A 21,028-nucleotide genomic window follows, 5' to 3' on the forward strand; every position below is an offset into this window, starting at 1 on the left:
TCAGTCCTCCTCGGAGAAGGCGGGCGAGTGGTCGCGCGCGTACTGGATGTAGCTGTTGCTGACGCCCTGCGGCACCATCGGCCACACCATGGCGTCGGCGCTCACGACGAAGTCGATCACGACGGGGCGGTCGTTCGTCTCGAGCGCGAGGCGGATCGCGTCGTCGATCTGGTCCTCCCGCTCGACGCGGATCGCGAGGCAGCCGTACGCCTCGGCCAGCTTGACGAAGTCGGGGATGCGGACGGTGTCGTGGCCCGTCTGGAGATCGGTGTTCGAGTAGCGGCCGTCGTAGAACAGCGTCTGCCACTGCCGCACCATCCCGAGCGACGAGTTGTTGATGATCGCGACCTTGATCGGGATGTCGTTGAGCGCGCACGTGGCGAGCTCCTGGTTCGTCATCTGGAAGCAGCCGTCGCCGTCGATCGCCCACACCACGCGGTGCGGCTCGGCGACCTTCGCGCCCATCGCGGCGGGGATCGAGTACCCCATCGTCCCAGCGCCGCCGGAGTTCAGCCACGAGTTCGGGCGCTCGTACTTGATGAACTGCGCCGCCCACATCTGGTGCTGCCCCACGCCCGCGGCGTAGACCGCCTCGGGGCCGGTGAGCTCGCCGATCCGCTGGATGACGTGCTGCGGCGAGAGCAGCCCGTCGGTCGTCGGGGCGAAGCCGAGCGGGTACTGATCCTGCAGGCCGCGCAGGTAGGCCCACCACTCGTCGTAGTCCGGTGCGCCGCCCTGCGTCGTCGAGCGGAACGCCGTGTCGAGATCGACGAGCACCTCCTTGAGGTCGCCCACGATCGGCACGTCGGCCGTGCGGATCTTGGAGATCTCGGCGGGGTCGATGTCGACGTGCACCACCTTCGCGTGCGGGGCGAAGAGCGCCGCCTTGCCGGTGACGCGGTCGTCGAAGCGCGCGCCGAGGGCGACGATGAGGTCGCTCTCCTGGAGGGCGAGGACGGCCGGCACCGCCCCGTGCATGCCGGGCATGCCGAGGTGCTGCGGGTGGGAGTCCGGGAACGCGCCGCGCGCCATGAGCGTGGTGACGACGGGCGCGCCTGTCGCCTCCGCGAAGGTCTTCAGCTCCTCCGCCGCGCGGCCGCGGATGACGCCGCCGCCGACGTAGAGGACGGGCTTGCGCGCCTCCGCGATGAGCGACACGGCGGCCTGGATCTGCTTGCCGTGCGCCTTCGTGACAGGGCGGTAGCCCGGCAGCTCGTAGCGGGGCGGCCAGACGAAGGGCGCCTCGGCCTGCTGCGCATCCTTCGTGATGTCGACGAGCACGGGCCCGGGGCGGCCGGTCGAGGCGATCTCGTACGCCGCGGCGATCGCGCCGGGGATCTCGGCGGCGTCCTTCACGAGGAAGGAGTGCTTCGTGATCGGCATCGTGATGCCGACGATGTCGGCCTCCTGGAACGCGTCGGTGCCCATGAGCGTGGAGAACACCTGGCCGGTGATGGCCAGCATCGGCACCGAGTCCATGTACGCGTCGGCGATCGCGGTCACGAGGTTGGTCGCGCCCGGGCCGCTCGTCGCGATCGTCACGCCGACCTTGCCGCTGGCCGAGGCGTAGCCCTCCGCCGCGTGGCCGCCGCCCTGCTCGTGCCGGACGAGGATGTGGCGCAGGGAGGCCGCCGACATGAGCGGGTCGTAGACGGGCAGGATGGCGCCGCCCGGAAGGCCGAAGACGTCGGTGACGCCCAGCAGCTCGAGCGAGCGGACGACCGCCTCGGCGCCCGTGAGCACGGGCGCTTGCGCGGAGGTGCGAGCGGGTGGCCGCGGAACGGCCGGTGCGGTTTCGGCAGGCATGATGATGCTTCCTCGCTGTTGGTCGAGTGGGTGCTCAGCGGACGCGGCGGGGCCGGGACCGGCTCAGCCGGTCGTCGCGCCTTCCGCGGCGGAGCGCACGAGCTTGGAGTACTTGGCCAGAACGCCTCGGGTGTAGCGCGGGGGCAGGGGCTCCCAGCCTTCCCGGCGGGAGCTCAGCTCTGCTTCGTCGACGAGTAGGTCGAGAGTGCGAGCCGCGATATCGACCCTGATCAGATCACCATCGCGCACGAAGGCGATGGGACCAGCGTCCACCGCCTCTGGTGCGATATGGCCGATGCACAGCCCGGTTGTGCCGCCTGAGAATCGACCGTCTGTCAAGAGTAGTACATCCCTGCCGAGGCCAGCGCCCTTGATGGCCGCCGTGATCGCGAGCATCTCGCGCATGCCGGGGCCGCCCTTGGGGCCCTCGTAGCGGATGACCACCACGTCGCCCGCGGCGATCTCGCCGTTCGCGAGCGCGTCCATGGCGCCGCGCTCGCGCTCGAACACGCGCGCGGGGCCCTCGAACACCGACGCGTCGAAGCCGGCGGTCTTGACGACCGCCCCCTCGGGCGCGAGCGAGCCGTGCAGGATGGTGAGCCCGCCGGTCGCGTGGATCGGGTCGTCGAAGCGGTGGACGACCGTGCCGTCGATCGGGTCGGGGTCGAGCTCGCGCAGGTTCTCCGCGACGGTCTTGCCGGTGACGGTGAGCGCATCGCCGTGGATGAGTCCCTCGTCGAGCATCGCCTTCAGGATGACGGGGATGCCGCCGTGGCGGTCGACGTCGTTCATGACGTACTTTCCGAACGGCTTCATGTCGGCCACGTGCGGCACGCGGTCGCCGATGCGGTTGAAGTCGTGCAGGCTCAGCTCGACCTCGGCCTCGCGTGCGATCGCGAGCAGGTGCAGCACCACGTTCGTCGAGCCGCCGAGGGCCATCGCGAGCGCGATCGCGTTCTCGAACGACTCCTTCGTCAGGATGTCCTTGGTCGTGATGCCCTGCCGCAGCAGCTCGACGACGGCCTCGCCCGACCGGTGCGCGAAGTAGTCGCGCCGGCGGTCGGCCGCGGGCGGCGCGGCCGATCCGGGCAGGCTCAGGCCGAGCGCCTCGGCCACCGAGGCCATCGTGTTGGCCGTGTACATGCCGCCGCAGGCTCCCTCGCCCGGGGCGAAGGCGCACTCGATGCGCTTGAGGTCCTCCTCCGACATGAGGCCCGCGCGGCACGCGCCCACGGCCTCGAAGGAGTCGATGATCGTGATGTCCTTCTCTGTGCCGTCCGAGAGCTTGACCCAGCCGGGTGCGATCGAGCCGGCGTAGAGGAAGACGCTGGACAGCCCGAGCCGCGCGCTGGCCATGAGCATGCCGGGGATCGACTTGTCGCAGCCCGCGAGCAGGACCGTGCCGTCGAGGCGCTCGGCCATGATGACGGTCTCGACGCTGTCGGCGATGACCTCACGGCTCACGAGCGAGAAGTGCATGCCCTCGTGGCCCATGGAGATGCCGTCCGAGACCGAGACGGTGCCGAACTGGAGCGGGTAGCCCCCGCCCGAGTGCACGCCCTCCTTCGCGCCCTGCGCGAGCCGGTCGAGCGACAGGTTGCAGGGGGTGATCTCGTTCCAGCTCGAGGCGATGCCGATCTGGGGCTTGTCCCAGTCGGCGTCTCCCATGCCCACGGCGCGGAGCATGCCGCGCGACGTCGTGGCCTCGATGCCGTCCGTCACCACGCGGCTGCGGGGCTTGATGTCGATCTCAGGGGTATCGCTCACGCTGGAAGTCTATTCCCCGCGCAGGGCGCCGCCGTGCCGCTGCGCAGGTGGGTCGACCAGGGCGCGCGCGACTGGTCAGGATGCTCGACGACGCGCGATCTCGCTGAGCAGCGCGGCGAGAGCGGCGGCGTCGGGGACGCGCACGGCGGCCGCGGTCTCCCCCTCGCCGACGCGGATGCCGAGGTCGCCGTCCCCGAGCGCGCGGAGCGCATCCTCATCGGTCACGTCGTCGCCCGCGAAGAGCACGGCCGTCGCCCCCGTCGCCTCGCGCAGCGCGGCGACGGCCGAGTCCTTGCCCTCGTGCCGCCACGCGAACTCGACGACGTCCCGCCCCGTCCGGCGACGCCATCCCAGTGCGCGCTCCGCCACGAGGCGGTCGACCGCGTCCTGCGCGGCCGCGGTCGTCGCGTCGTCGGCCAGCCGCGTGTGCAGGGCGAATCCGAATGCCTTGCGCTCGATCCACGCGCCGGTCATCCCCGCGACGGCGGTCTCGGCCGCGTCGACCAGCGCGGCGGCTGCGGCCCGCTCATCGGCGTCGTCGGCGGCGGCCACGGGCGCCGCTCCCGCGGGCCGCCAGTGCTCAGCGCCGTGCGAGCCGGAGAGCCACACGGGCGAGGCGTCGTCGTGCTCGGCGATCACCCGGAGGTCGGCGAGCGTGCGCCCCGAGACGAACGCCACGATCGTGTCGGGGGCGGCCGCGAGGGCCGCCACCGCCGCCGTGGCCTCGGGGATGGCCCTCGCCGTGAGCGGCTCGTCGACGAGCGGCGCGAGGGTGCCGTCGAAGTCGAGGGCCACGAGCAGACGCGGGGTCTGCGCGACCGACGCGATGGCCGCCTGCGCGCGCGGGTCGCCGACGGGCGCCGCGCCGGTCACCGGCGACGCTCCCGGTAGGTCTCGAGGTCGGCCAGGAAGCGGCGCCCCCAGCGCTCGACGTCGTTCTCGAGCACGCGCCGGCGCATGCTGCGCATCCGCCGCGACTGCTCGGCCGGGGGCATCTCGATCGCGCGCATGATCGCCTCCTTCATGCCGTCGATGTCGTGCGGATTGACCAGCAGCGCGCTGCTGAGCTCATCGGCGGCGCCCGCGAACTCGCTCAGCATGAGCACGCCGCGGTTGTCCGAGTGCACGGCGACGTACTCCTTCGCGACGAGGTTCATGCCGTCGCGCAGGGCCGTGACGAGCATGACGTCGGCCGCCAGGTAGAGGGCGACCATCTCCTCGCGCGGGAATCCCTGATGGAGGTAGCGGATGGCCGTGTGGTGGATCGTGTCGTAGTCGCCGTTGATGCGGCCGACCGTGAGCTCGATCTCGTCGCGGAGCTCCTGATACGCCTCGACACCCGGCCGACTGGGGCTCGCGACCTGCACGAGCGTGACGTCGCCGACCTGCACGCGGCCGTCCTGCAGGAGCTCGCCGAACGCCTTGAGCCGGTGCCGGATTCCCTTGGTGTAGTCGAGGCGGTCGACCCCGAGGAGCACCTTGGAAGGGTTGCCGAGCTGCTCGCGGATCTCCTTCGCACGAGCGCGGATGGCCGGATCCTGGGCCAGCTCGATGAAGGACTGCGCGTCGATCGAGATCGGGTACGCCTTCGCGATCGCTGTGCGCGCGGTGCCGTCCGGCTGCGGGATGGTGATCGTGTCGCTCCTCGTCGCGTAGCGGAGGATGCGCCGCACCGAGCGCTGGAAGTTGCCGGCGTCGGCGACCCGCTGGAACCCGATGACGTCGGCGCCGAGGAGACCCTCGACGACCTGGCGGCGCCACGGGAGCTGGGCGTAGAGGCCGTAGGCGGGGAACGGGATGTGGTGGAAGTAGCCGATGATGACGTCCGGCCGCAGCTCGCGGAGCATCTGCGGGACGAGCTGGAGCTGGTAGTCCTGGACCCACACGAAGCCGCCCTCCGACGCGACCTCGGCCGCGGCCTCGGCGAAGCGGCGGTTGACGCGGACATACGCGTCCCACCAGCGGCGCTTGTAGACCGGCGTCGCGATGACGTCGTGGTACAGCGGCCAGATCGTCCCGTTGGCGAAGCCCTCGTAGTAGTCCTCGAGCTCCTCGGCGCTGAGCTGGATCGGCACGAGGTGCGTGCCGTCGAAGTCGAACGGCTCGACGTCAAGGCCCGGCTTGCCCGCCCAGCCCACCCACGCGCCGTCGACCTTGTGCATGACCTGCTCGAGAGCCGTCACGAGGCCGCCCGGGGAGCGACGCCAGGCCGGCTGGCCGGTCTCGTCCTCGATCCGATCCACGGGAAGGCGATTTGCTACGACGACGAGATCCGCTTCGGCCATGACGCTCCTTGAGTATCCGGTTCGCCAGTCTAGCCAGCGCCGCGCGGCCGACCCCGCTCCCCCGCGGCGCCCTTGACGGCGCGGCGCCGCGTCCGATACCAGCGCGCGCGAGACGCCGCAAGCCCCACGGCGCCCTCTGCGCACGCGCGGGTCGCGCGCTAGCGTGGGGGCATGCGCAAGTACCTCATGGGAACCGGACTCCTCGGCGCGATCACGAGCGGCTACTCGCTGCTGAAGGGATCGAACGACAAGCGGTTCACGTGGCGCGTCGCACTCGCCTGGCTGAGCTGGGCGATCACGCTCACCCTCGCGATCGGCGAGGCCCGCGACATCCGCACCGCCTCGCGCGGCGGCGCCGTCCCCGAGGACTCCCCCATCGCCGGCAAGGAGTACAAGTACGCCGGCACGCCGAAGCCCGGCAAGAAGGACAAGGGCACGCGCGGCCGCAAGCGCCGCTGACGCCCGCGGCGTCAGCTCGTCGCTTCGTCGTCCCCATATCCATACCGTGGTTATATAACTGCGGTATGCTGTTGCCATGGATCGCGCACGGGACCTCGAGAGCATCATCGTCGCGGCGCACGCGCTCACCCGCGTGGCGGCGCTCGAGACCCGGAACGAGGCGCCCGCCGCGCAGTGGCGGACCCTCGCGATCCTCCGCGAACGGGGGCCGCTGCGCATCGGCGAGCTCGCTCGACTCAGCCGCATCACGCAGCCGGGCGTCACGCGCCTGATCGGCGGCATGGCCGACGCGGGGCTCGTCGCGCGCGAGCCCGACCCGGACGACTCGCGCGCGGTGCGCGTGGCCGCCACCGAGCGCGGCGAGCAGGCGTACGTCGCATGGCGCGTGCAGCTCGTCGAGGCGCTCCTCCCCCGCTTCGCGGATCTCAGCGACAGCGAATGGCAGGCGCTGCGCACCTCGGCCGAGCTGCTCACGCGGCGGATGGCCGACGCGCGGCCCGCGAACGGAGAGGAGAGCTCGGCACGATGAGCTCAGGAGAGAGGACGGCGTCGATCTGGCGCCAGCCGATGCAGGTATGGGCGGTCGCATTCGCGAGCGTCGTCGCGTTCATGGGGATCGGCCTCGTCGACCCGATCCTGCCCGCGATCGCGGAGCAGCTGCACGCGACCCCCGCCGAGAGCGAGCTGCTCTTCACGAGCTACCTCGTCATCACGGGGCTCATGATGCTCTTCACGAGCTTCGTCTCGAGCCGCATCGGCGCCAAGCGCACCCTCCTCATCGGGCTCGGGTTCATCCTCGTGTTCGCGTTCCTGTGCGCTGTCAGCGGCTCGGTCGACGCCGTGATCGGCTTCCGCGCGGGCTGGGGCCTCGGCAACGCGCTCTTCATCTCGACGGCCCTCGCGACGATCGTCGGCGCGGCGGCCGGCGGCAGCGCGAACGCGATCATGCTCTACGAGGCCGCGCTCGGCCTCGGGCTCGCCGTGGGCCCGCTCGTCGGCGGCCTGCTCGGCGAGGTGACCTGGCGCGCTCCCTTCTTCGGCGTCGCGACCCTCATGGCCATCGCCATCATCGCGATCGCCGTGCTGCTCAGGGCACCGGCCGACCGCCCGGAGCCCGTGCGCCTCACGGCGGCGTTCCGCGCGCTCGCGACGCCGGCGCTCGGCCTGCTCGCGACGGCCGCGATCTTCTACAACATCGCGTTCTTCGTCCTGCTCGCCTACTCGCCGTTCCCGCTCGGCTTCTCGGCGCTCGGCATCGGCTTCACCTTCTTCGGGTGGGGGCTCGGCCTCGCGATCACCTCGATCTGGGGCGCGCCGCTGCTCCTGCGCGTCGTGCGCAGGACGACGGCGATCGCGATCATCCTCCCGCTCATCGCGGCCGACCTCGTCATCGCGGGGCTCCTCGTCCACAGCAAGCCCGCGCTCGTGACGTGCATCGTCGTGGGCGGGCTGCTGTTCGGCTTCATGAACACGATCCTCACGGAGACCGTGATGGAGGCGACCGACATCCCGCGCTCGATCGCGTCGTCGTCGTACTCGGGCGTGCGCTTCCTCGGCGGGGCCGCCGCGCCGCCCCTCGCGGCCGTGCTCGCCGAGCAGTGGGGCGACACCGCTCCCTACGTCTTCGGGGCCATCGCGGCGCTCATCGCCGCCGTCATCGTCGTGAGCGGACGCCGTCTGCTCGCGCGCGCCGATGCGGGCCACGAGACCGCGGTCGACCAGGCGCAGGCCGTCCTCGTCGGCGACGCCGACTGATGCGGCGCCCCGTGGAGTCTCGGCGCCGAGCGCGCCGCGACTCCACGGGCACCGGGGTATCGCGCTCGGAGCGCGCGCGGCCCTACACTGCGAACATGCGCGTCATATCGGTATCGCGATGAGCGACTTCACGCCCCTGCGGCCCCCGGCACCCACTCGACTGAGCGAGCTCGTGTTCGAGCGCATCGCCGCGTCGATCGTGTCGGGAGAGCTCGCGCCCGGGGCCCAGATCAAGGACGACGAGGTCGCCGCCCAGCTCGGCGTGTCCCGCATGCCGGTGCGCGAGGCGTTCCTCCATCTCGAGCGCATCGGCCTCATCGAGATGGTCGCGAGCAGATACACGCGCGTGACCGAGATGACGCCCGAGATCGCCCGGGACGCCTTCGAGTACGCGGGCAACCAGGCCGGATGGGCGGGGCGCCTCGCGGCCGAGCGGATGACCGACGACGAGCTCGCGCACGCGCTCTCGCTCCTCGACGCGATCCTCGCCGAGACCGGCGACGCCGACGCCCATCGGAAGCGGCTCGACGACTTCTACCTCGACCTCCTCGAGCAGTCGCGCAGCCGGCAGCTCCAGCTCGCGTCGCGCGACATCAACCTCGCGCTCGCGCGAGCGGTCCACGGCGTCGAGTCGGTGCCGGACGACCTGCTCGCGGCGATGGGCGACGGGTACCGGCGGCTGCGCGAGGCGCTCGCGGAGCGCGATGCCGACGGCGTCGAGCGGATCATCCGGGAGATCCACGCGATCTACGCGCGGCTCTGACCGTCTTCGAAGGGGTGCGTGCAGCCGAGGGCGCGCAGCATCGCCGCCGACTTCGCGACGGTCTCGTCGGCCTCGGCCGCGGGATCGCTGTCGATCGTGATCGCGCCGCCCGTTCCGATGCGCGCGACGCCGTCGGCGACGACCGCCGTGCGGATGACGACCGACAGGTCGACGGCTCCGCAGCGCGAGAAGGCGCCGATGACCCCGGCGTAGACCCCGCGCGGCTCCGCCTCGAGCGCATCGAGCAGCTCGACCGTGCGCCGCTTCGGCGCACCCGTCATCGACCCCGGCGGGAACAGCGCCGCCGCGGCCCGCACGCCGGCGGCGGGGCGCGGCAGCAGGCGCGCCCGCACCGTGGTCACGAGCTGGTGCACCGTCGCATACGTCTCCACGGCCATGAGCTGGGGCACGTCGACGGTGCCCGGGGCGCTGATCCGGCCCAGGTCGTTGCGCAGCAGGTCGACGATCATGAGGTTCTCGCTGCGCGTCTTCGGGTCCGCGGCGAGCGCGGCCGCCGCCGCGCGGTCGGCGGCGGGATCGGCGAGGCGTCGCGCGGTGCCCTTGATCGGCTTCGTCTCGGCCCAGCCCGAGCGCGAGACCGTGAGATAGCGCTCGGGCGAGCACGACAGGATCGTCCGGCCCGGCAGCCGCAGGTACGACGCGTAGGGAGCGGGGTTGGCGCGCCGCAGCCGCCGGTAGGCCTCGAAGGGCGCGTCGTCGGCCGGACACCGCAGCGTGTAGGTGTAGCAGGCCTCGTAGGAGTCCCCCGCGAGGAGCCAGGAGCGGACGGCGTCGAGGTCGCGCCGGTAGCGCGCGCGGGTCACGGAGGCCTCAGCAGCGCCCGCGGACGGCGGCGCGAGCGGCGGCGCGAGCGGCGCGAGCTCGCCGAGCCGGCGGGCCGTCGCGGCGATCCAGGAGCGCGCGTCCGCCTCGTCGGATGCGGGGCCGGTCGCGACGACCTGCACGACGTCGTCGACGTGGTCGACGACGACGTACCGGCTGAGGTGCACGAGCTGGGCGTCGGGCTCGCGCGTCGGCCGCCGCGCGCCGATGTCCTTGACGCCGTAGCCGATCGCGCCCACGTAGCCGCCGGCGAACGGGAGATCGGACGGCGCATCGACCGGGTTCGCTTCGAGGCGCTCGGCGAGGAGCTCCCACAGGTCGATCCCGGCTCCCGCGTCGGCCCCGTCGATCCGCACCCGGCCGTCCGCCGCCCAGAACTCCACGACGTGATCGCGCGGCCCCTCCGGCGCGCCGATGATCGACCAGCGGCCCATGCCGTACGCCTGCTGGGCGCTGTCGAGCCAGACCGCCGTCCCTCCGTCCGGGCCGTGGAGCGCGGCGAAGATCGCCTCGGCGTCGGCCTCGAGCGGCAGCGTGCGCGTCCACGCGAGCCACGTGCCGGGGCGCCCCGTCGAGCCCGTCATGCGCGCTCCTGTGCGAGGAAGTTCTCGACGATCCGACCGCCCGCGCCGGTCCCGATCGACTCCGGATGGAACTGCACGCCCCACCATCCGCGCTCGACGCATTCCCCCGCCATGACGAGGCCGTCCTCCGAGCGCGCGGTCACGCGCAGCGCAGCCGGAGCGGGCTCGGCCACGACGAGCGAGTGGTAGCGGACGGCGTCGAACCCTTCACTCACGCCCGCGAACAGGGCGGACCCGTCGTGCGCGATGCGGTCGATCCGCCCGTGCGCGGGGCGCGGGGCCGGCACGATGCGCCCGCCCAGCGCGACCGCCATCGCCTGGAATCCGAAGCACACGCCGAGCACGGGCACCGCCGCGCGCTCGAGCACCTCGAAGCCGCGCCCGACGTCCTTCGCGCGATGGGGTGTGCCGGGCCCCGGGCCGAGCACGACGTGCGAGTACCTCGCCAGGTGGTCGACGTCGACGTCGTCGTTCTGCACGAGGTGCGGCTCCACGCCCGTCGCGCTCCAGATGAGCTGCAGCAGGTTGCCCGTGTACGAGTCGTAGTTGTCGACGAGGAGCACTCGGCGCTCGCCTGCCTGTCCCTTCGTCATCGACACCATTCTGGGGCACGCGCGGACGGGTGCGAGACTGGGCGCATGCAGCTGCTCGACGGGGCGCCCGCGTCGGCGGCCGATCTCCAGCCGCTCGCGCTCACGGGCTTCGGCCACTTCACCACGATGCGGGTCGAGCGCGGCGGCGTGCGCGGCCTCGCGCGGCACCTCGCGCGGCTCGCGCGGGACTGCCGCACGGTGTTCCGCGCCGAGCTCGACATCGCGACCGTGCGCGATCAGCTGCGCGCGGCGATCGCCGACGAGCCGGACCCCGTCATCGTGCGGGTGACGGTGTTCGACCCGCGGCTCGGGGTCGAGAGACCCGGAGCGGAGGCTCGCCCCCGCGTGCTCATGACGCCGCGCCCTGCCGCCCCCGCGCGGCCTCCCGCCCTGCGCGTGCGCACGGTCCGCTTCGCCCGCGAGCTCCCGGCCGTCAAGCACACGGGCCTCTTCGGCGCTCTGCTCGCGCGTGCCGAGGCGCAACGCGACGGGTGGGATGACGCCGTCTTCGCCGACGACGCCGGTCGGCTCGCGGAGGGGCCCACCTGGAACCTCGGGTTCGTGCGCGACGGCGGCGTCGTCTGGCCGGCCGCCGAGGCGCTGCCCGGTGTCACGGCGGAGCTTCTCGACGACGCGCTGCGCGCGCGCTCGGTGCCGAGCTCGACCGCAGCCGTGACTGCGGCGGATCTCCCCCGGATGGACGCGGCGTTCGCGACGAACGCCGGGTTCGGCGTCCGCTCCATCGCGAGCATCGACGGGGTCGCGTGGGATCCCGCGCATCCGGCGCTCGAGCGGCTCGAGACGGCCTATCTCGGGATCCCGCTCGAGCGGGTGTGAGGTCGCCCGCGTAGAGTCGCGCCATGAGCGATGTCATCATCACGGTGCGCGGCGAGGAGGAGGAGCGCAGGGCCCCCGAGCGGGCGACCCTCCATCTCTCCGTGCGCGCCGACGCACCGGCGCGCGACGAGGTCGTGCGGCGCGTCCTCGCGCGCGCTGAGACGGTCCGCGAGCGGATCGCCGCGGCGCGCGCGACCGGGTCGATCCTCGACTGGTCGAGCGCGCGTCTCGCCGTGCGCGCCGAGCGCCCGTGGGGCGACGGCGGCGTCCGCCTCGACCCCGTGCACACGGCCGCGGTCGACTTCACGGCGACGTTCGCCGATGCCGGCGATCTCTCGGCGTGGGTGTCGGACGCGTCGGCGCTCGACGACGTCGAGATCGGCGAGGTGCACTGGCACCTCACCGCGCAGACGCGGGCCGCCCTCGAGCGCGACGTCGCCGCGCGGGCGGTGGGCATCGCGGTCGCGAGGGCGAAGGCGTACGCCGAGGCGCTCGGCCTGCACTCCGTCGTCCCGCTCGAGGTGGCCGACCCGGGCTTCCTCGCCCCCGACGGCGGCCCGCGGCCGCTTCGCGCGATGCGCGCGACGGCGTTCGACGCCGCAGAGGCCGCCGTGAGCTACCGCCCCGACGACATCGTCGTGGCGGCCGCCGTCGAGGCGCGGTTCGCCGCGCGCTGAGGCGGCGGGCGCCGCACGCGCCCGCCGCCTCAGGCGGTCATCGTCGTCCGGGCTTCGCGACCGAGAGCTGGGCGACGTCGCTCTGCACCCGGCCGTGGGCGTTCTCGACCGTCGCGCGCACGAGCATCCCGTCGCTCTCGGAGCGCGCCTTCTCGATGCGGTACGACGCCGAGCCATCCGTCGCGAGCTGCGCGGTCGAGCCGGCCGCGGGCTGCCACGTCGCGCCGCCATCAGCGGATGTCTCCCACGTCACGACCGGAGCGGGCGCACCCGAGACCTCGATCGCGAACTGCGCCGATCCGTTCCTGCGCGCCGTCGCGTCGTCCGGCTGCGCGGCGATCTCGGGCAGCCCGGCCGTCTGATCGACCACGGGCCATCCGTCCTCCCACGCGAGTCGGTGGAGACCGAGACGGGGGAAGTACGGGATCTCCTCGTTGGCCGCGTCGTAGTAGTGGAAGGCGAGCACGCCGTCGTCGACGGACTGCCCGCCCGGGCCGACGATCGCGCCGTGGGTGTCGAGCAGCGTGCTCCCTCCCCCGCCGAGCATGTCGCGGCCGTCCTTGTCCAGGTACGGGCCCGTGACCGACCGCGAGCGCCCCACCGCGACGTGATAGGTGCTGTCCGCACCCTGGCAGCAGGCGTCGAAGGAGACGAAGAGGTAGTACCAGCCGTCGTGCTCCTCGATGAACGGCGCCTCGACGCGATTGCCGGGGGCGAAGCGGTCCACGAGGTGCACGGCGTTCTCGACCGCGCCGGGCACGGGCTTGCCGCTCGGCCACGCGATCTCGACGAGGAAGATCCCGTACCAGTGCGAGCCGATCGCCATGTAGGGCGTGCCGTCGGCGTCCTCGATGATGCCGGCGTCGATCGCGTTGAACTCCTTGCCGCCGGCGATGGGCTGGGGCGACGCGATGACGGGACCCTGGTCGACCCACGCGTAGTCGGGGTCGTCGGGGTCGAGCGTCGTGTTCGTCGCGAGCGCCGTGACGGAGGTGTTCGTGCCGAAGCGCGACGCGGAGTAGTAGAGGTAGTAGGTGCCGTCGTGCTCGTAGAGCTCGGGCGCCCACAGGTTGTCGGGCAGTGCTCCGTCGGCGAAGTGGTCGTCGATCCAGGCGGGGATCTCGTCCCACACGTTGCCGTCGTACTCCCACGTGACGCCCTCGTCGTGCGACGACCAGGTCTGGATCGTCCCGCCATTCGCGCGGCCGACCTCTCCGGTCGAGTGCACGTACCACGTGCCGTCGCTCTCGTCGATGAAGAGCGACGGGTCGTGGATCGGCGCGGTCTGCCCGGTGACCGAGATGCCTCCGGTCGGTTTCGGCTCCGGCTCGGTCGGCGGGGCGGCCGCGGCGGGCACGGCGGCGCTCGCGACGAGCGTGGCCGTCAGCAGCGCGGCCGGGAGAAGGGAAGAGCGGCGCGATGTCATCAGGCTCCTTTTACAACGTTGTAGACGAGGACTGACCCGACCCTAGCCGGACCGGACGCGAGGGGTCAACCGCACGAGAGAGGGGAACGCGCCGGCGCGTTCCCCTCGACCTCGTGCGGGATGTCGTCCCGACGGCGCTCGGAATCAGGCGGCCATGCCGCCTCCTCCGATCACGCGTCCGCGCGTCTCGGATTCGCGCGCGAACGGGGTGTGGGCGTTCTGAGAGAAGCCGGGCGTCTCGGCGAGCATGCTGTGGCTCGTCTGACGCCGGGAGTCCCCCACCTCTGCGCACACGTCATAGCGGATGAAAGGCATTTCCGTCTCCCTGCAGATGAGGCCCCAGTCGCCCCGCGATCCCTCTGCGCGCCGATCCGTCCGGCGGGCAGCCCCTCGGTCTCCAGGACGTTCCCCATCCGCCCTCCAGTAAAGCCACCTCGCCCTCCGCGAGGTGGGCGCGTCGCGGATTTAACCCTCGACTTCACCCATTGCATCCTCCGGAGGATCATGGCAGAAGGGAGGTGTCCACGGAAGGGCAGGAAGGAGCGCTGACAGGATGCGGACCGACCGCTTCGCCGACCGCGCGGAGGCGGGCCGCGCGCTCGCCGACCTGCTCGCGGATCTCCGCGGCACGCCGGATCTCCTCGTCCTGGGGCTCCCGCGCGGCGGCGTGCCGGTCGCGGCAGAGGTCGCGCGTGCGCTCGGGGCCGAGCTCGACGTGCTCGTGGCGCGCAAGCTCGGCCATCCGGCACAGCCCGAGGTCGCCATGGGCGCGATCGCCGCGGTCGGGCGCGACGACCTCGCCGCCGTGGAGAACCCGGCCATCGCCGACCCCTCGGCGATGGCGGGCGTGCGGGCCGATGAGGAGGTCGAGCTGCGGCGCCGACAGCGGGCGTACCGAGACGGCCGCCCGCCCGTGCGGATCGACGGCCGCGTGGTCGTGCTCGTCGACGACGGCCTGGCGACCGGCGCCACCATGCGCGCCGCCGTCGCGGCCGTGCGCGCTGGCTCCCCGGCCCGCGTCATCGTCGCCGTCCCCGTCGCGCTCGGGACGACGGCCGACGACATCGCACGCGAGGCCGACGAGGTGGTGTGCGCGTGGGCGGCCGAGGGCCTGTGGGCCGTCGGCGCCGCGTACGACCGCTTCGATCAGACGAGCGACGACGAGGTGTGCGAGCTCCTCGCACGCGCCCTGCGGGACATGTCCTAGTCTCGAACCCATGGCGGCACCCGCAGCTGGATCGCAGACGCTGAGCCGCGGCATCCGGCTGCTCGAGCTGATCGCCGCCTCCGAGCGCGATCCGACGATCGACGAGCTCGCGGCGCGCCTCGACGTGCACCGCTCGGTCGCCTACCGTCTGCTGCGCACGCTCGAGGACCACGGGCTCGTCTCCCGCGACGAATCGGGCAGGGTCGCGCTCGCCGCGGGCCTCGCCGCCCTGGCGGCGGGCGTCTCGCGCGATCTCCGCCAGGCCGCGCTCCCCGATCTCGAGGCGGTCGCCGACGAGCTCGGGATGACCTGCCTCCTCGCGATCCAGCTCGACCGCGACGAGGCCGTGACGCTGCTGAGCGCATCGCCGCGGCAGACGATCGCCGTCGTCTCCTACCGCCCCGGCCATCGCCATCCCATCACACGGGGCGGCCCCGGCAAGGCGATCCTCCTGTCCATCCCCGAGGAGTCCTGGCCCGCCGACGTCGACGACCGGCTGCGCACGGAGATCGCGGAGAGCCGCGCACGCGGCTACGCCGTCAGCCACGACGAGGTCGTCTCGTCGCTGCACTCGGTCGCGGTTCCGCTGACCGTGCCGGGTCAGCCGCCCGCCGCGATCGCGGTCATCCACGTGTCGCTGCCGCGCGATGCGGCGGCCATCGCCGCGCGCCTGCAGTCCGCTGCCGCGAGCGTCGTGCGCCGCTACGGGGCCTGACCGGAGCGGATCAGGCGCCGACGGCGGTCGCCGCGCAGCCGGCGAAGAACGCGGCGAGCTCGTCGCGCGCCGCGAGCGGGAGGACGTGCGCGACGTACTGATCGGGCCGCACCACGACGACGGCTCCCGAGCGATCGACGCCGCGCGCGTCGAAGATGTCGTCACCCGGATCGGCCGCGTACACCTTCTCGTGGTCGACGACCTGGAACGGCCCCGTGCGAGGCCGGAACACGTCGGGAACCCGTCCCGGATCGACGTCGAGATGCGCCTCCTGGTAGACGACCTTCACGTCGAACCACGCATCGCGGTCGGCGCCGGCGGGCGTCGCGGCGAGCGGCGACGCCGACGAGGTCGCGAGCCAGTCAGCGAACTCGACCGTCTCCGACCCGCGCGTGAGGCCATCCGCCCCCGCGAAGACGTAGATGCGCCAGCGGCCGTCCGCGCGCGCGTGGTGCCCCAGGTGCACGGGATTGCCGTCGCACACCCGCACCACCGGGTGCGATCGGAAGCGCTTGCCGATCGGGAACCCGGCGGCGAGCGCCTGATGCACGCCCTCCCCCACGATCATGGACGGCGCGTACTCGGTCATGAACCCCGCGGGGAACTCGGCCGTCTGCACGTAGAAGCGCTCGAGCTCGGTCGGATCGTCCATCTCGTCGGGCTTCGCGGCCATGAGCGACGACCACTTCCGGTCGAAGTCGATGAGGTTCTGCGCGACGACCTGCCGCTCGGCGGAGTACGTCGCGAGCAGGGTCTCGGGCGCGCGGCCCTCGAGCACGTGGCCGAGCTTCCACCCGAGGTTGAAGCCGTCCTGGATCGACACGTTCATCCCCTGCCCCGCCTTGGCGCTGTGCGTGTGGCACGCGTCGCCCATGATGAAGACGCGCGGCGTGCGCGAGCCCGGCTCGACGACGTCGTCGAAGCGATCGGTGACGCGGTGGCCGACCTCGTACACGCTGCGCCATGCGACGTGCCGCACGGTGAGCGTGTACGGGTGGAGGATCTGGTTGGCACGGGCCTCGACCTCCTCCTGCGTCGTCAGCCGCACCCGGCCGTCGTCGTCGGGCGGCACCTCGCCGAGATCGACGTACATGCGGAAGAGGTGGTTCCCCTCGCGGGGGATGTGCAGGATGCTGCCGCCGTCGTGCGACTGGATGGCGCACTTGCGGCGGATGTCGGGGAAGTCGGTGTCGGCGAGCACGTCCATGACGCCCCACGCGTGGAACGCCTTCGCGCCCTGGTGCGTCGCGCCGATCGCCTCGCGCACGCGGCTGTGCGCCCCATCGCCGCCGACGACGTACTTCGCGCGGACGACGCGCTCGGCACCCTGGTCCGGGCCGACGGTGCGCCGCAGCGTCACCGACACCGGATGGTCGCCCTCGCCGATCTCGAGCCCGACGAACTCCCACCCGTAGTCCGGCCGGTTCCTCGTGGGCGAGTGCGCCATGACCTCGAGGAAGTAGTCCTGCACGCGCGCCTGGTTCACGATGAGGTGCGGGAACTCGCTGATGCCGGTCGGGTCGTCGGGCGCGACCGCGGTGCGCACGATGTTCTCGGGATGCGCGGCATCCGGCTTCCAGAAGGCCATCTCGGTGATGCGGTAGGCCTCCTCGATGATGCGGTTCGCGAAGCCGAACGCCTGGAACGTCTCGACGCTGCGCGCCTGGATGCCGTCGGCCTGGCCGACCTCGAGCCGTCCGCCGCGGCGCTCGATGATGCGCGTCGTGATCCCGGGGAACTGCGACAGCTGCGCCGCGAGGGTGATGCCCGCGGGCCCGGTGCCGACGATGAGGACGTCGACGACATCGGGGAGCTCCTCCGGGCGCTCCAGGCCGACACCCGCGGCCGGCTGCACGCGCGGATCGCCGGAGACGTAGCCATGGTGGTGGAACTGCACGGGAGATCTCCTCACGTCGATGTGGGTGATGCAGGTTGCTGCGTCGCGAGTTCGATAATCGAACACCTCGTTCTCTTATCGAATGAGCCGAGCGTACTCCGAATGCAGCGCCGAGGCAAGAGAACGTATACGATCTGCCTGCCGATTCGATAGGATGGTCGCGTCCGGGCAGCGGGAGCGCCCGGTGCTCGAAAAAGGGGCACGAAGCCGCGCGGCGGCGCGAGCGAGACATATACGGAGCACCGTCGCCCGTCCTCGTCTCGAAAGGCCCTGCCATGCCCCATGTCTCCCAGCACGTCGCCGTCGCCCTCGCCCGCCACATCGACCAGGTGTTCGGGCTCATGGGCAACGGCAACGCCCACTTCCTCGACGCCATCCTGCGGCACACGTCCGCGTCGTTCACCGCCGTCCGCCACGAGGCGGGCGCCGTGGTCGCAGCCGACGCGCACTATCGCGCGTCCGGACGGATCGCCGCCGCGACGACGACGTACGGGGCGGGCTTCACGAACACCCTCACCGCGCTCGCCGAGGCGGCGCAGGCGCGCGTGCCGCTCGTCCTCATCGTCGGAGACGAGCCGACGTCCGGGCCCCGCCCGTGGGACGTCGACCAGATCGCGCTCGCCTCGGCCGTCGGCGTCCGCACGTACACCGCCGGACGCCTGGACGCGGCCGCGAGCACCGTGATCGCGATCGAGCACGCGCTGTCGTACCGCGTCCCCGTCGTGCTCGCGATCCCCTACGACGTGCCGACCCTCGAGGCCGGCGAGGTGCCGCCCACGCCGCCGCTGCATCTGCCGCAGCCGCAGGAGCCGTCGCCGACCACCCGCGCCGCGATCGCGCGCGTCGCCGAGGCGCTCGCCGCGGCCGAGCGGCCGCTCCTGCTCGCGGGGCGCGGTGCGCACCTTGCCGGCGCGCGGGCCGCGCTGGGCGCACTCGCCGACGCGACGGGAGCGATCACGGCATCGACGGCGCTCGGCCGCGGGGTCTTCCCCGACCCGCGTCACGATCTCGGCGTGACGGGAGGCTTCGGCGCCCCAGGGGCGATGGAGCTCATCCGCGAGGCCGACGTCGCCGTCGTTCTCGGCGCGTCCCTCAGCCCGTTCACGATGCGCTTCGGCGAGCTCTTCTCGCCCGGAACCCGCGTCGCGCAGGTCGACGTCGCGCCGACGGCGACCCATCCGCGCGTCGGCGAGTTCCTGCAGGGCGACGTGCGCCTGATCGCCGAGCACCTCGTGCGCGCGCTCGACGGGGCGACGCCGTCGGGGTGGCGCGAGAGCGTCGACCTCACTCCCCTGCGCGTGCAGGACCCGGGCGAGCGCACGGCAGCCGATGGGCGGCTCGACCCGCGCAGCGCCGCGGCGCGCATCGGCGAGCTCCTGCCCGAGGACCGCATCGTCGTGAGCGACGGCGGGCACTTCATCGCGTGGGCCAACATGTACTGGCCGGTCGCATCGCCCGAGCGGATGATCATGGTCGGCACCGCGTACCAGTCGATCGGTCTGGGGTTCCCGAGCGTCGCGGGCGCCGTGCAGGCCGCCCCGTCGGCGACGGTCGTGCTCACGACCGGCGACGGGGGCGGCCTGATGGCGCTCGCGGATCTCGAGACCGCCGTCCGGACCGCGGGCGGCCGGGGGATGTGCGTCGTCTGGAACGACGGGGCGTATGGCGCCGAGGTGAACCTCTACGGGCTCAAGGGCCTCGCCGAGGAGCCCATGCTCATCCCCGACGTCGACTTCGCCGCGCTCGGCGCGGCGGTGGGAGCCGAGGGGGTGGTGGTGCGCGACCTCGCCGACCTCGAGCACCTCGCGCGCTGGACCGCGCGCCCCGTCGAGGAGCGGCCGTTCCTCCTGCTCGACCTCCGCGTGAGCCGGTCGGTCATCGCCCCGTATCAGCGCGAGGTCATCCGCGTGAACAGCTGAGGCGTCGGCGCCGAGGAGGCCGCCCGGATCACCGGGCGGCCTCCTTCCGTGCGCGGGTCAGCGCTCCCAGGCGTAGATGCCCTGCGACTGCTCGGCCTCCGCGGTCGGACGCAGGTTGATGCCCTTGCGATCGCGCAGGAGCAGCGTCGCGACGAGGCCGACGGCCGTCATGCCGACGAGATACCACGTGACCGAGGTCGACGAGCCCGTCGTCTGCTGCAGCCACTGCGCGATCGTGGGGGCGAACGCCCCGCCGAGGATGGCGCCGATCGCGTAGGAGATGGAGACGCCCGAGAAGCGGACGGAGGCCGGGAACATCTCGCTGTACCACGCCGACTGCGGGCCGTAGGTGAACCCCAGCCCGATCGTCAGCAGGATCAGGCCGAGCGCGAGGAGAGCGGCGCTGCCGGTGTTGACGAGCGGGAAGAGCGCGAAGAGCGCGGCGCCCTGCGCGACCCAGCCGATGATGTACGTCGTGCGCCGACCGAGCACGTCGCTCAGCCAGCCGGCGATGAACGTGGAGACGAGCCACGTCACCGACGAGGCCGTGACCGCCCACAGCACCGCGCCGCGATCGAGCCCGACGGGCCCATCGGGGTTCGTCGCGTAGTTCTGCACGTAGCCGCCGGTCGTCATGTAGCCCACCGCGTTGTTGCCCGCGAAGACGAGCGCCGCGAGCACCACGAGCGGCGCGAAGCGCGCGAAGAGCCTGACGACGGGGGCGCTCGTGCGCTCCTTGCGCTCGGCGATCTCGGTGAAGACCGGGCTCTCCTCGACGCGGCGGCGCACCCAGTAGCCCACGACGATGAGGACGATCGAGAAGAGGAACGGGATGCGCCAGCCCCATTCGAGGAAGGCGTCGCCCGGGAAGACGGCGTTCATGATCGCGAGCATGGCGCTCGCGAGGAGGAGGCCGATCGGGACGCCGATCTGCGGCATCGCGCCGTAGAGGCCGCGCCGGTCGCGCGGCGCGTGCTCGACGGCCATGAGCACGGCGCCGCCCCACTCGCCGCCCGCCGAGACGCCCTGCAGGATGCGCAGGACGATGAGGAGGATCGGCGCGGCAGCGCCGATCTGCGCATAGGTCGGCAGCAGCCCGATGAGGACGGTCGCGGCTCCCATGAGGATGAGCGTCACGACGAGGACGATGCGGCGGCCGAAGCGGTCGCCGAAGTGGCCCGCGAGGAACGCGCCGAGCGGGCGGAAGAGGAAGCTGATGCCGACCGTGAGGAACGACAGGATCGTGCCGAGGCCCGGGCCCGCCGGCTCGAAGTAGAGCTGCGCGAACACGAGGCCGGCGGCCGAGGCGTAGATGAAGTAGTCGTACCACTCGACGGTCGTGCCGACGACGGTCGCGATGGCGACGCGGCGGCGGTCGGCCGACGAGGCGATGGTGCCGGTGGGCGTGAGCGGCCCGCCGTTCGGGTGATGCGCGGACATCTGGCACTCCAATGTGACGAGGTCGGATGGCGCGTCTGCGCGCCGTCGATCTGGA

19 protein-coding genes are annotated in these 21,028 nt (G+C 72.5%); 9 read left to right on the forward strand and 10 right to left on the reverse strand.

Annotated elements, in window-relative coordinates; genetic code table 11:
• The 4 genes from ACWXWW_RS10345 to otsA all read right to left on the reverse strand — a co-directional run bounded on the left by ACWXWW_RS10345 (window position 1) and on the right by otsA (window position 5,858).
• The gene (locus ACWXWW_RS10345) at window positions 1–1,806 is read right to left on the reverse strand and encodes an acetolactate synthase large subunit (protein WP_282979799.1); all 1,806 of its coding nucleotides are present in this window, start codon (window positions 1,804–1,806) and stop codon (window positions 1–3) included.
• Between the two features lie 63 nt (window positions 1,807–1,869).
• Window positions 1,870–3,573 (reverse strand): dihydroxy-acid dehydratase, encoded by a 1,704-nt coding sequence (gene ilvD / locus ACWXWW_RS10350; RefSeq protein WP_455969833.1) that lies wholly within the window; start codon window positions 3,571–3,573, stop codon window positions 1,870–1,872.
• Between the two features lie 75 nt (window positions 3,574–3,648).
• Complete coding sequence (gene otsB, locus ACWXWW_RS10355) at window positions 3,649–4,446, reverse strand: trehalose-phosphatase (protein WP_455969834.1); 798 nt, start codon at window positions 4,444–4,446, stop codon at window positions 3,649–3,651.
• Window positions 4,443–5,858 (reverse strand): alpha,alpha-trehalose-phosphate synthase (UDP-forming), encoded by a 1,416-nt coding sequence (gene otsA, locus ACWXWW_RS10360; protein WP_271174008.1) that lies wholly within the window; start codon window positions 5,856–5,858, stop codon window positions 4,443–4,445. Before otsA ends, otsB begins: the two co-directional genes overlap by 4 nt.
• Before the next feature lie 171 nt (window positions 5,859–6,029).
• Here otsA and ACWXWW_RS10365 point away from each other — a divergent pair, with 171 nt between their 5' ends.
• From ACWXWW_RS10365 to ACWXWW_RS10380, 4 genes are all read left to right on the forward strand, one after another.
• Entirely contained in the window at window positions 6,030–6,317 is a 288-nt protein-coding gene (locus tag ACWXWW_RS10365; RefSeq protein ID WP_271174007.1) for a hypothetical protein, read from the forward strand.
• Window positions 6,318–6,393: 76 nt separating this feature from the next.
• Window positions 6,394–6,846 carry a MarR family winged helix-turn-helix transcriptional regulator gene (locus ACWXWW_RS10370; RefSeq protein ID WP_455969835.1) on the forward strand — a complete coding sequence of 151 codons (453 nt, stop codon included), beginning with the start codon at window positions 6,394–6,396 and terminating at the stop codon, window positions 6,844–6,846.
• Window positions 6,843–8,072 (forward strand): MFS transporter, encoded by a 1,230-nt coding sequence (locus ACWXWW_RS10375; protein WP_455969836.1) that lies wholly within the window; start codon window positions 6,843–6,845, stop codon window positions 8,070–8,072. Before ACWXWW_RS10370 ends, ACWXWW_RS10375 begins: the two co-directional genes overlap by 4 nt.
• 118 nt (window positions 8,073–8,190) lie before the next feature.
• Window positions 8,191–8,835 (forward strand): GntR family transcriptional regulator, encoded by a 645-nt coding sequence (locus ACWXWW_RS10380; RefSeq protein WP_455969837.1) that lies wholly within the window; start codon window positions 8,191–8,193, stop codon window positions 8,833–8,835.
• On the opposite strand, the gene ACWXWW_RS10385 is transcribed toward ACWXWW_RS10380, so the two are convergent.
• Window positions 8,820–10,262, reverse strand: a complete 1,443-nt coding sequence (locus ACWXWW_RS10385) for an anthranilate synthase component I family protein (protein ID WP_455969838.1) — start codon at window positions 10,260–10,262, stop codon at window positions 8,820–8,822. The two genes, ACWXWW_RS10380 and ACWXWW_RS10385, sit on opposite strands and share 16 nt — an antisense overlap.
• Entirely contained in the window at window positions 10,259–10,855 is a 597-nt protein-coding gene (locus tag ACWXWW_RS10390) for an anthranilate synthase component II (RefSeq protein WP_455969839.1), read from the reverse strand. Before ACWXWW_RS10390 ends, ACWXWW_RS10385 begins: the two co-directional genes overlap by 4 nt.
• A 45-nt stretch (window positions 10,856–10,900) precedes the next feature.
• On the opposite strand from ACWXWW_RS10390, the gene ACWXWW_RS10395 reads away from it, so the two are divergent.
• Window positions 10,901–11,692 carry an aminotransferase class IV gene (locus ACWXWW_RS10395; protein WP_455969840.1) on the forward strand — a complete coding sequence of 264 codons (792 nt, stop codon included), beginning with the start codon at window positions 10,901–10,903 and terminating at the stop codon, window positions 11,690–11,692.
• A gap of 23 nt (window positions 11,693–11,715) precedes the next feature.
• Window positions 11,716–12,369 carry an SIMPL domain-containing protein gene (locus ACWXWW_RS10400; RefSeq protein ID WP_455969841.1) on the forward strand — a complete coding sequence of 218 codons (654 nt, stop codon included), beginning with the start codon at window positions 11,716–11,718 and terminating at the stop codon, window positions 12,367–12,369.
• A gap of 37 nt (window positions 12,370–12,406) precedes the next feature.
• On the opposite strand, the gene ACWXWW_RS10405 is transcribed toward ACWXWW_RS10400, so the two are convergent.
• Both ACWXWW_RS10405 and ACWXWW_RS10410 read right to left on the reverse strand, forming a co-directional pair.
• A complete protein-coding gene (locus ACWXWW_RS10405) occupies window positions 12,407–13,795 on the reverse strand; it encodes a glycoside hydrolase family 43 protein (protein WP_455969842.1) in 1,389 nt (462 codons plus the stop codon).
• 144 nt (window positions 13,796–13,939) lie between these two features.
• On the reverse strand, window positions 13,940–14,110 hold the full coding sequence (locus tag ACWXWW_RS10410; RefSeq protein WP_271173998.1) for a hypothetical protein: 171 nt from the start codon (window positions 14,108–14,110) through the stop codon (window positions 13,940–13,942).
• 238 nt (window positions 14,111–14,348) lie between these two features.
• Here ACWXWW_RS10410 and ACWXWW_RS10415 point away from each other — a divergent pair, with 238 nt between their 5' ends.
• Together ACWXWW_RS10415 and ACWXWW_RS10420 are read left to right on the forward strand one after the other, a co-directional pair.
• Window positions 14,349–15,002: a phosphoribosyltransferase gene (locus ACWXWW_RS10415; RefSeq protein ID WP_455969843.1), complete on the forward strand. Its 654-nt coding sequence runs from the start codon at window positions 14,349–14,351 to the stop codon at window positions 15,000–15,002.
• Between the two features lie 10 nt (window positions 15,003–15,012).
• Window positions 15,013–15,717 carry an IclR family transcriptional regulator gene (locus ACWXWW_RS10420; RefSeq protein WP_271173996.1) on the forward strand — a complete coding sequence of 235 codons (705 nt, stop codon included), beginning with the start codon at window positions 15,013–15,015 and terminating at the stop codon, window positions 15,715–15,717.
• Window positions 15,718–15,727: 10 nt separating this feature from the next.
• Here the strand turns inward: ACWXWW_RS10420 and ACWXWW_RS10425 are convergent, their stop codons facing one another.
• Window positions 15,728–17,614, reverse strand: a complete 1,887-nt coding sequence (locus ACWXWW_RS10425; protein ID WP_455969844.1) for an FAD-binding monooxygenase — start codon at window positions 17,612–17,614, stop codon at window positions 15,728–15,730.
• A 275-nt stretch (window positions 17,615–17,889) separates the two neighbouring features.
• Between ACWXWW_RS10425 and ACWXWW_RS10430 the strand changes: the two genes are divergently transcribed.
• Window positions 17,890–19,533, forward strand: a complete 1,644-nt coding sequence (locus ACWXWW_RS10430) for a thiamine pyrophosphate-binding protein (RefSeq protein ID WP_455969845.1) — start codon at window positions 17,890–17,892, stop codon at window positions 19,531–19,533.
• Window positions 19,534–19,590: 57 nt separating this feature from the next.
• Here the strand turns inward: ACWXWW_RS10430 and ACWXWW_RS10435 are convergent, their stop codons facing one another.
• Window positions 19,591–20,973 carry an MFS transporter gene (locus tag ACWXWW_RS10435; protein ID WP_455969846.1) on the reverse strand — a complete coding sequence of 461 codons (1,383 nt, stop codon included), beginning with the start codon at window positions 20,971–20,973 and terminating at the stop codon, window positions 19,591–19,593.
• Window positions 20,974–21,028 lie beyond the last annotated feature (55 nt).

This window comes from Microbacterium sp. KNMS (assembly GCF_053851835.1).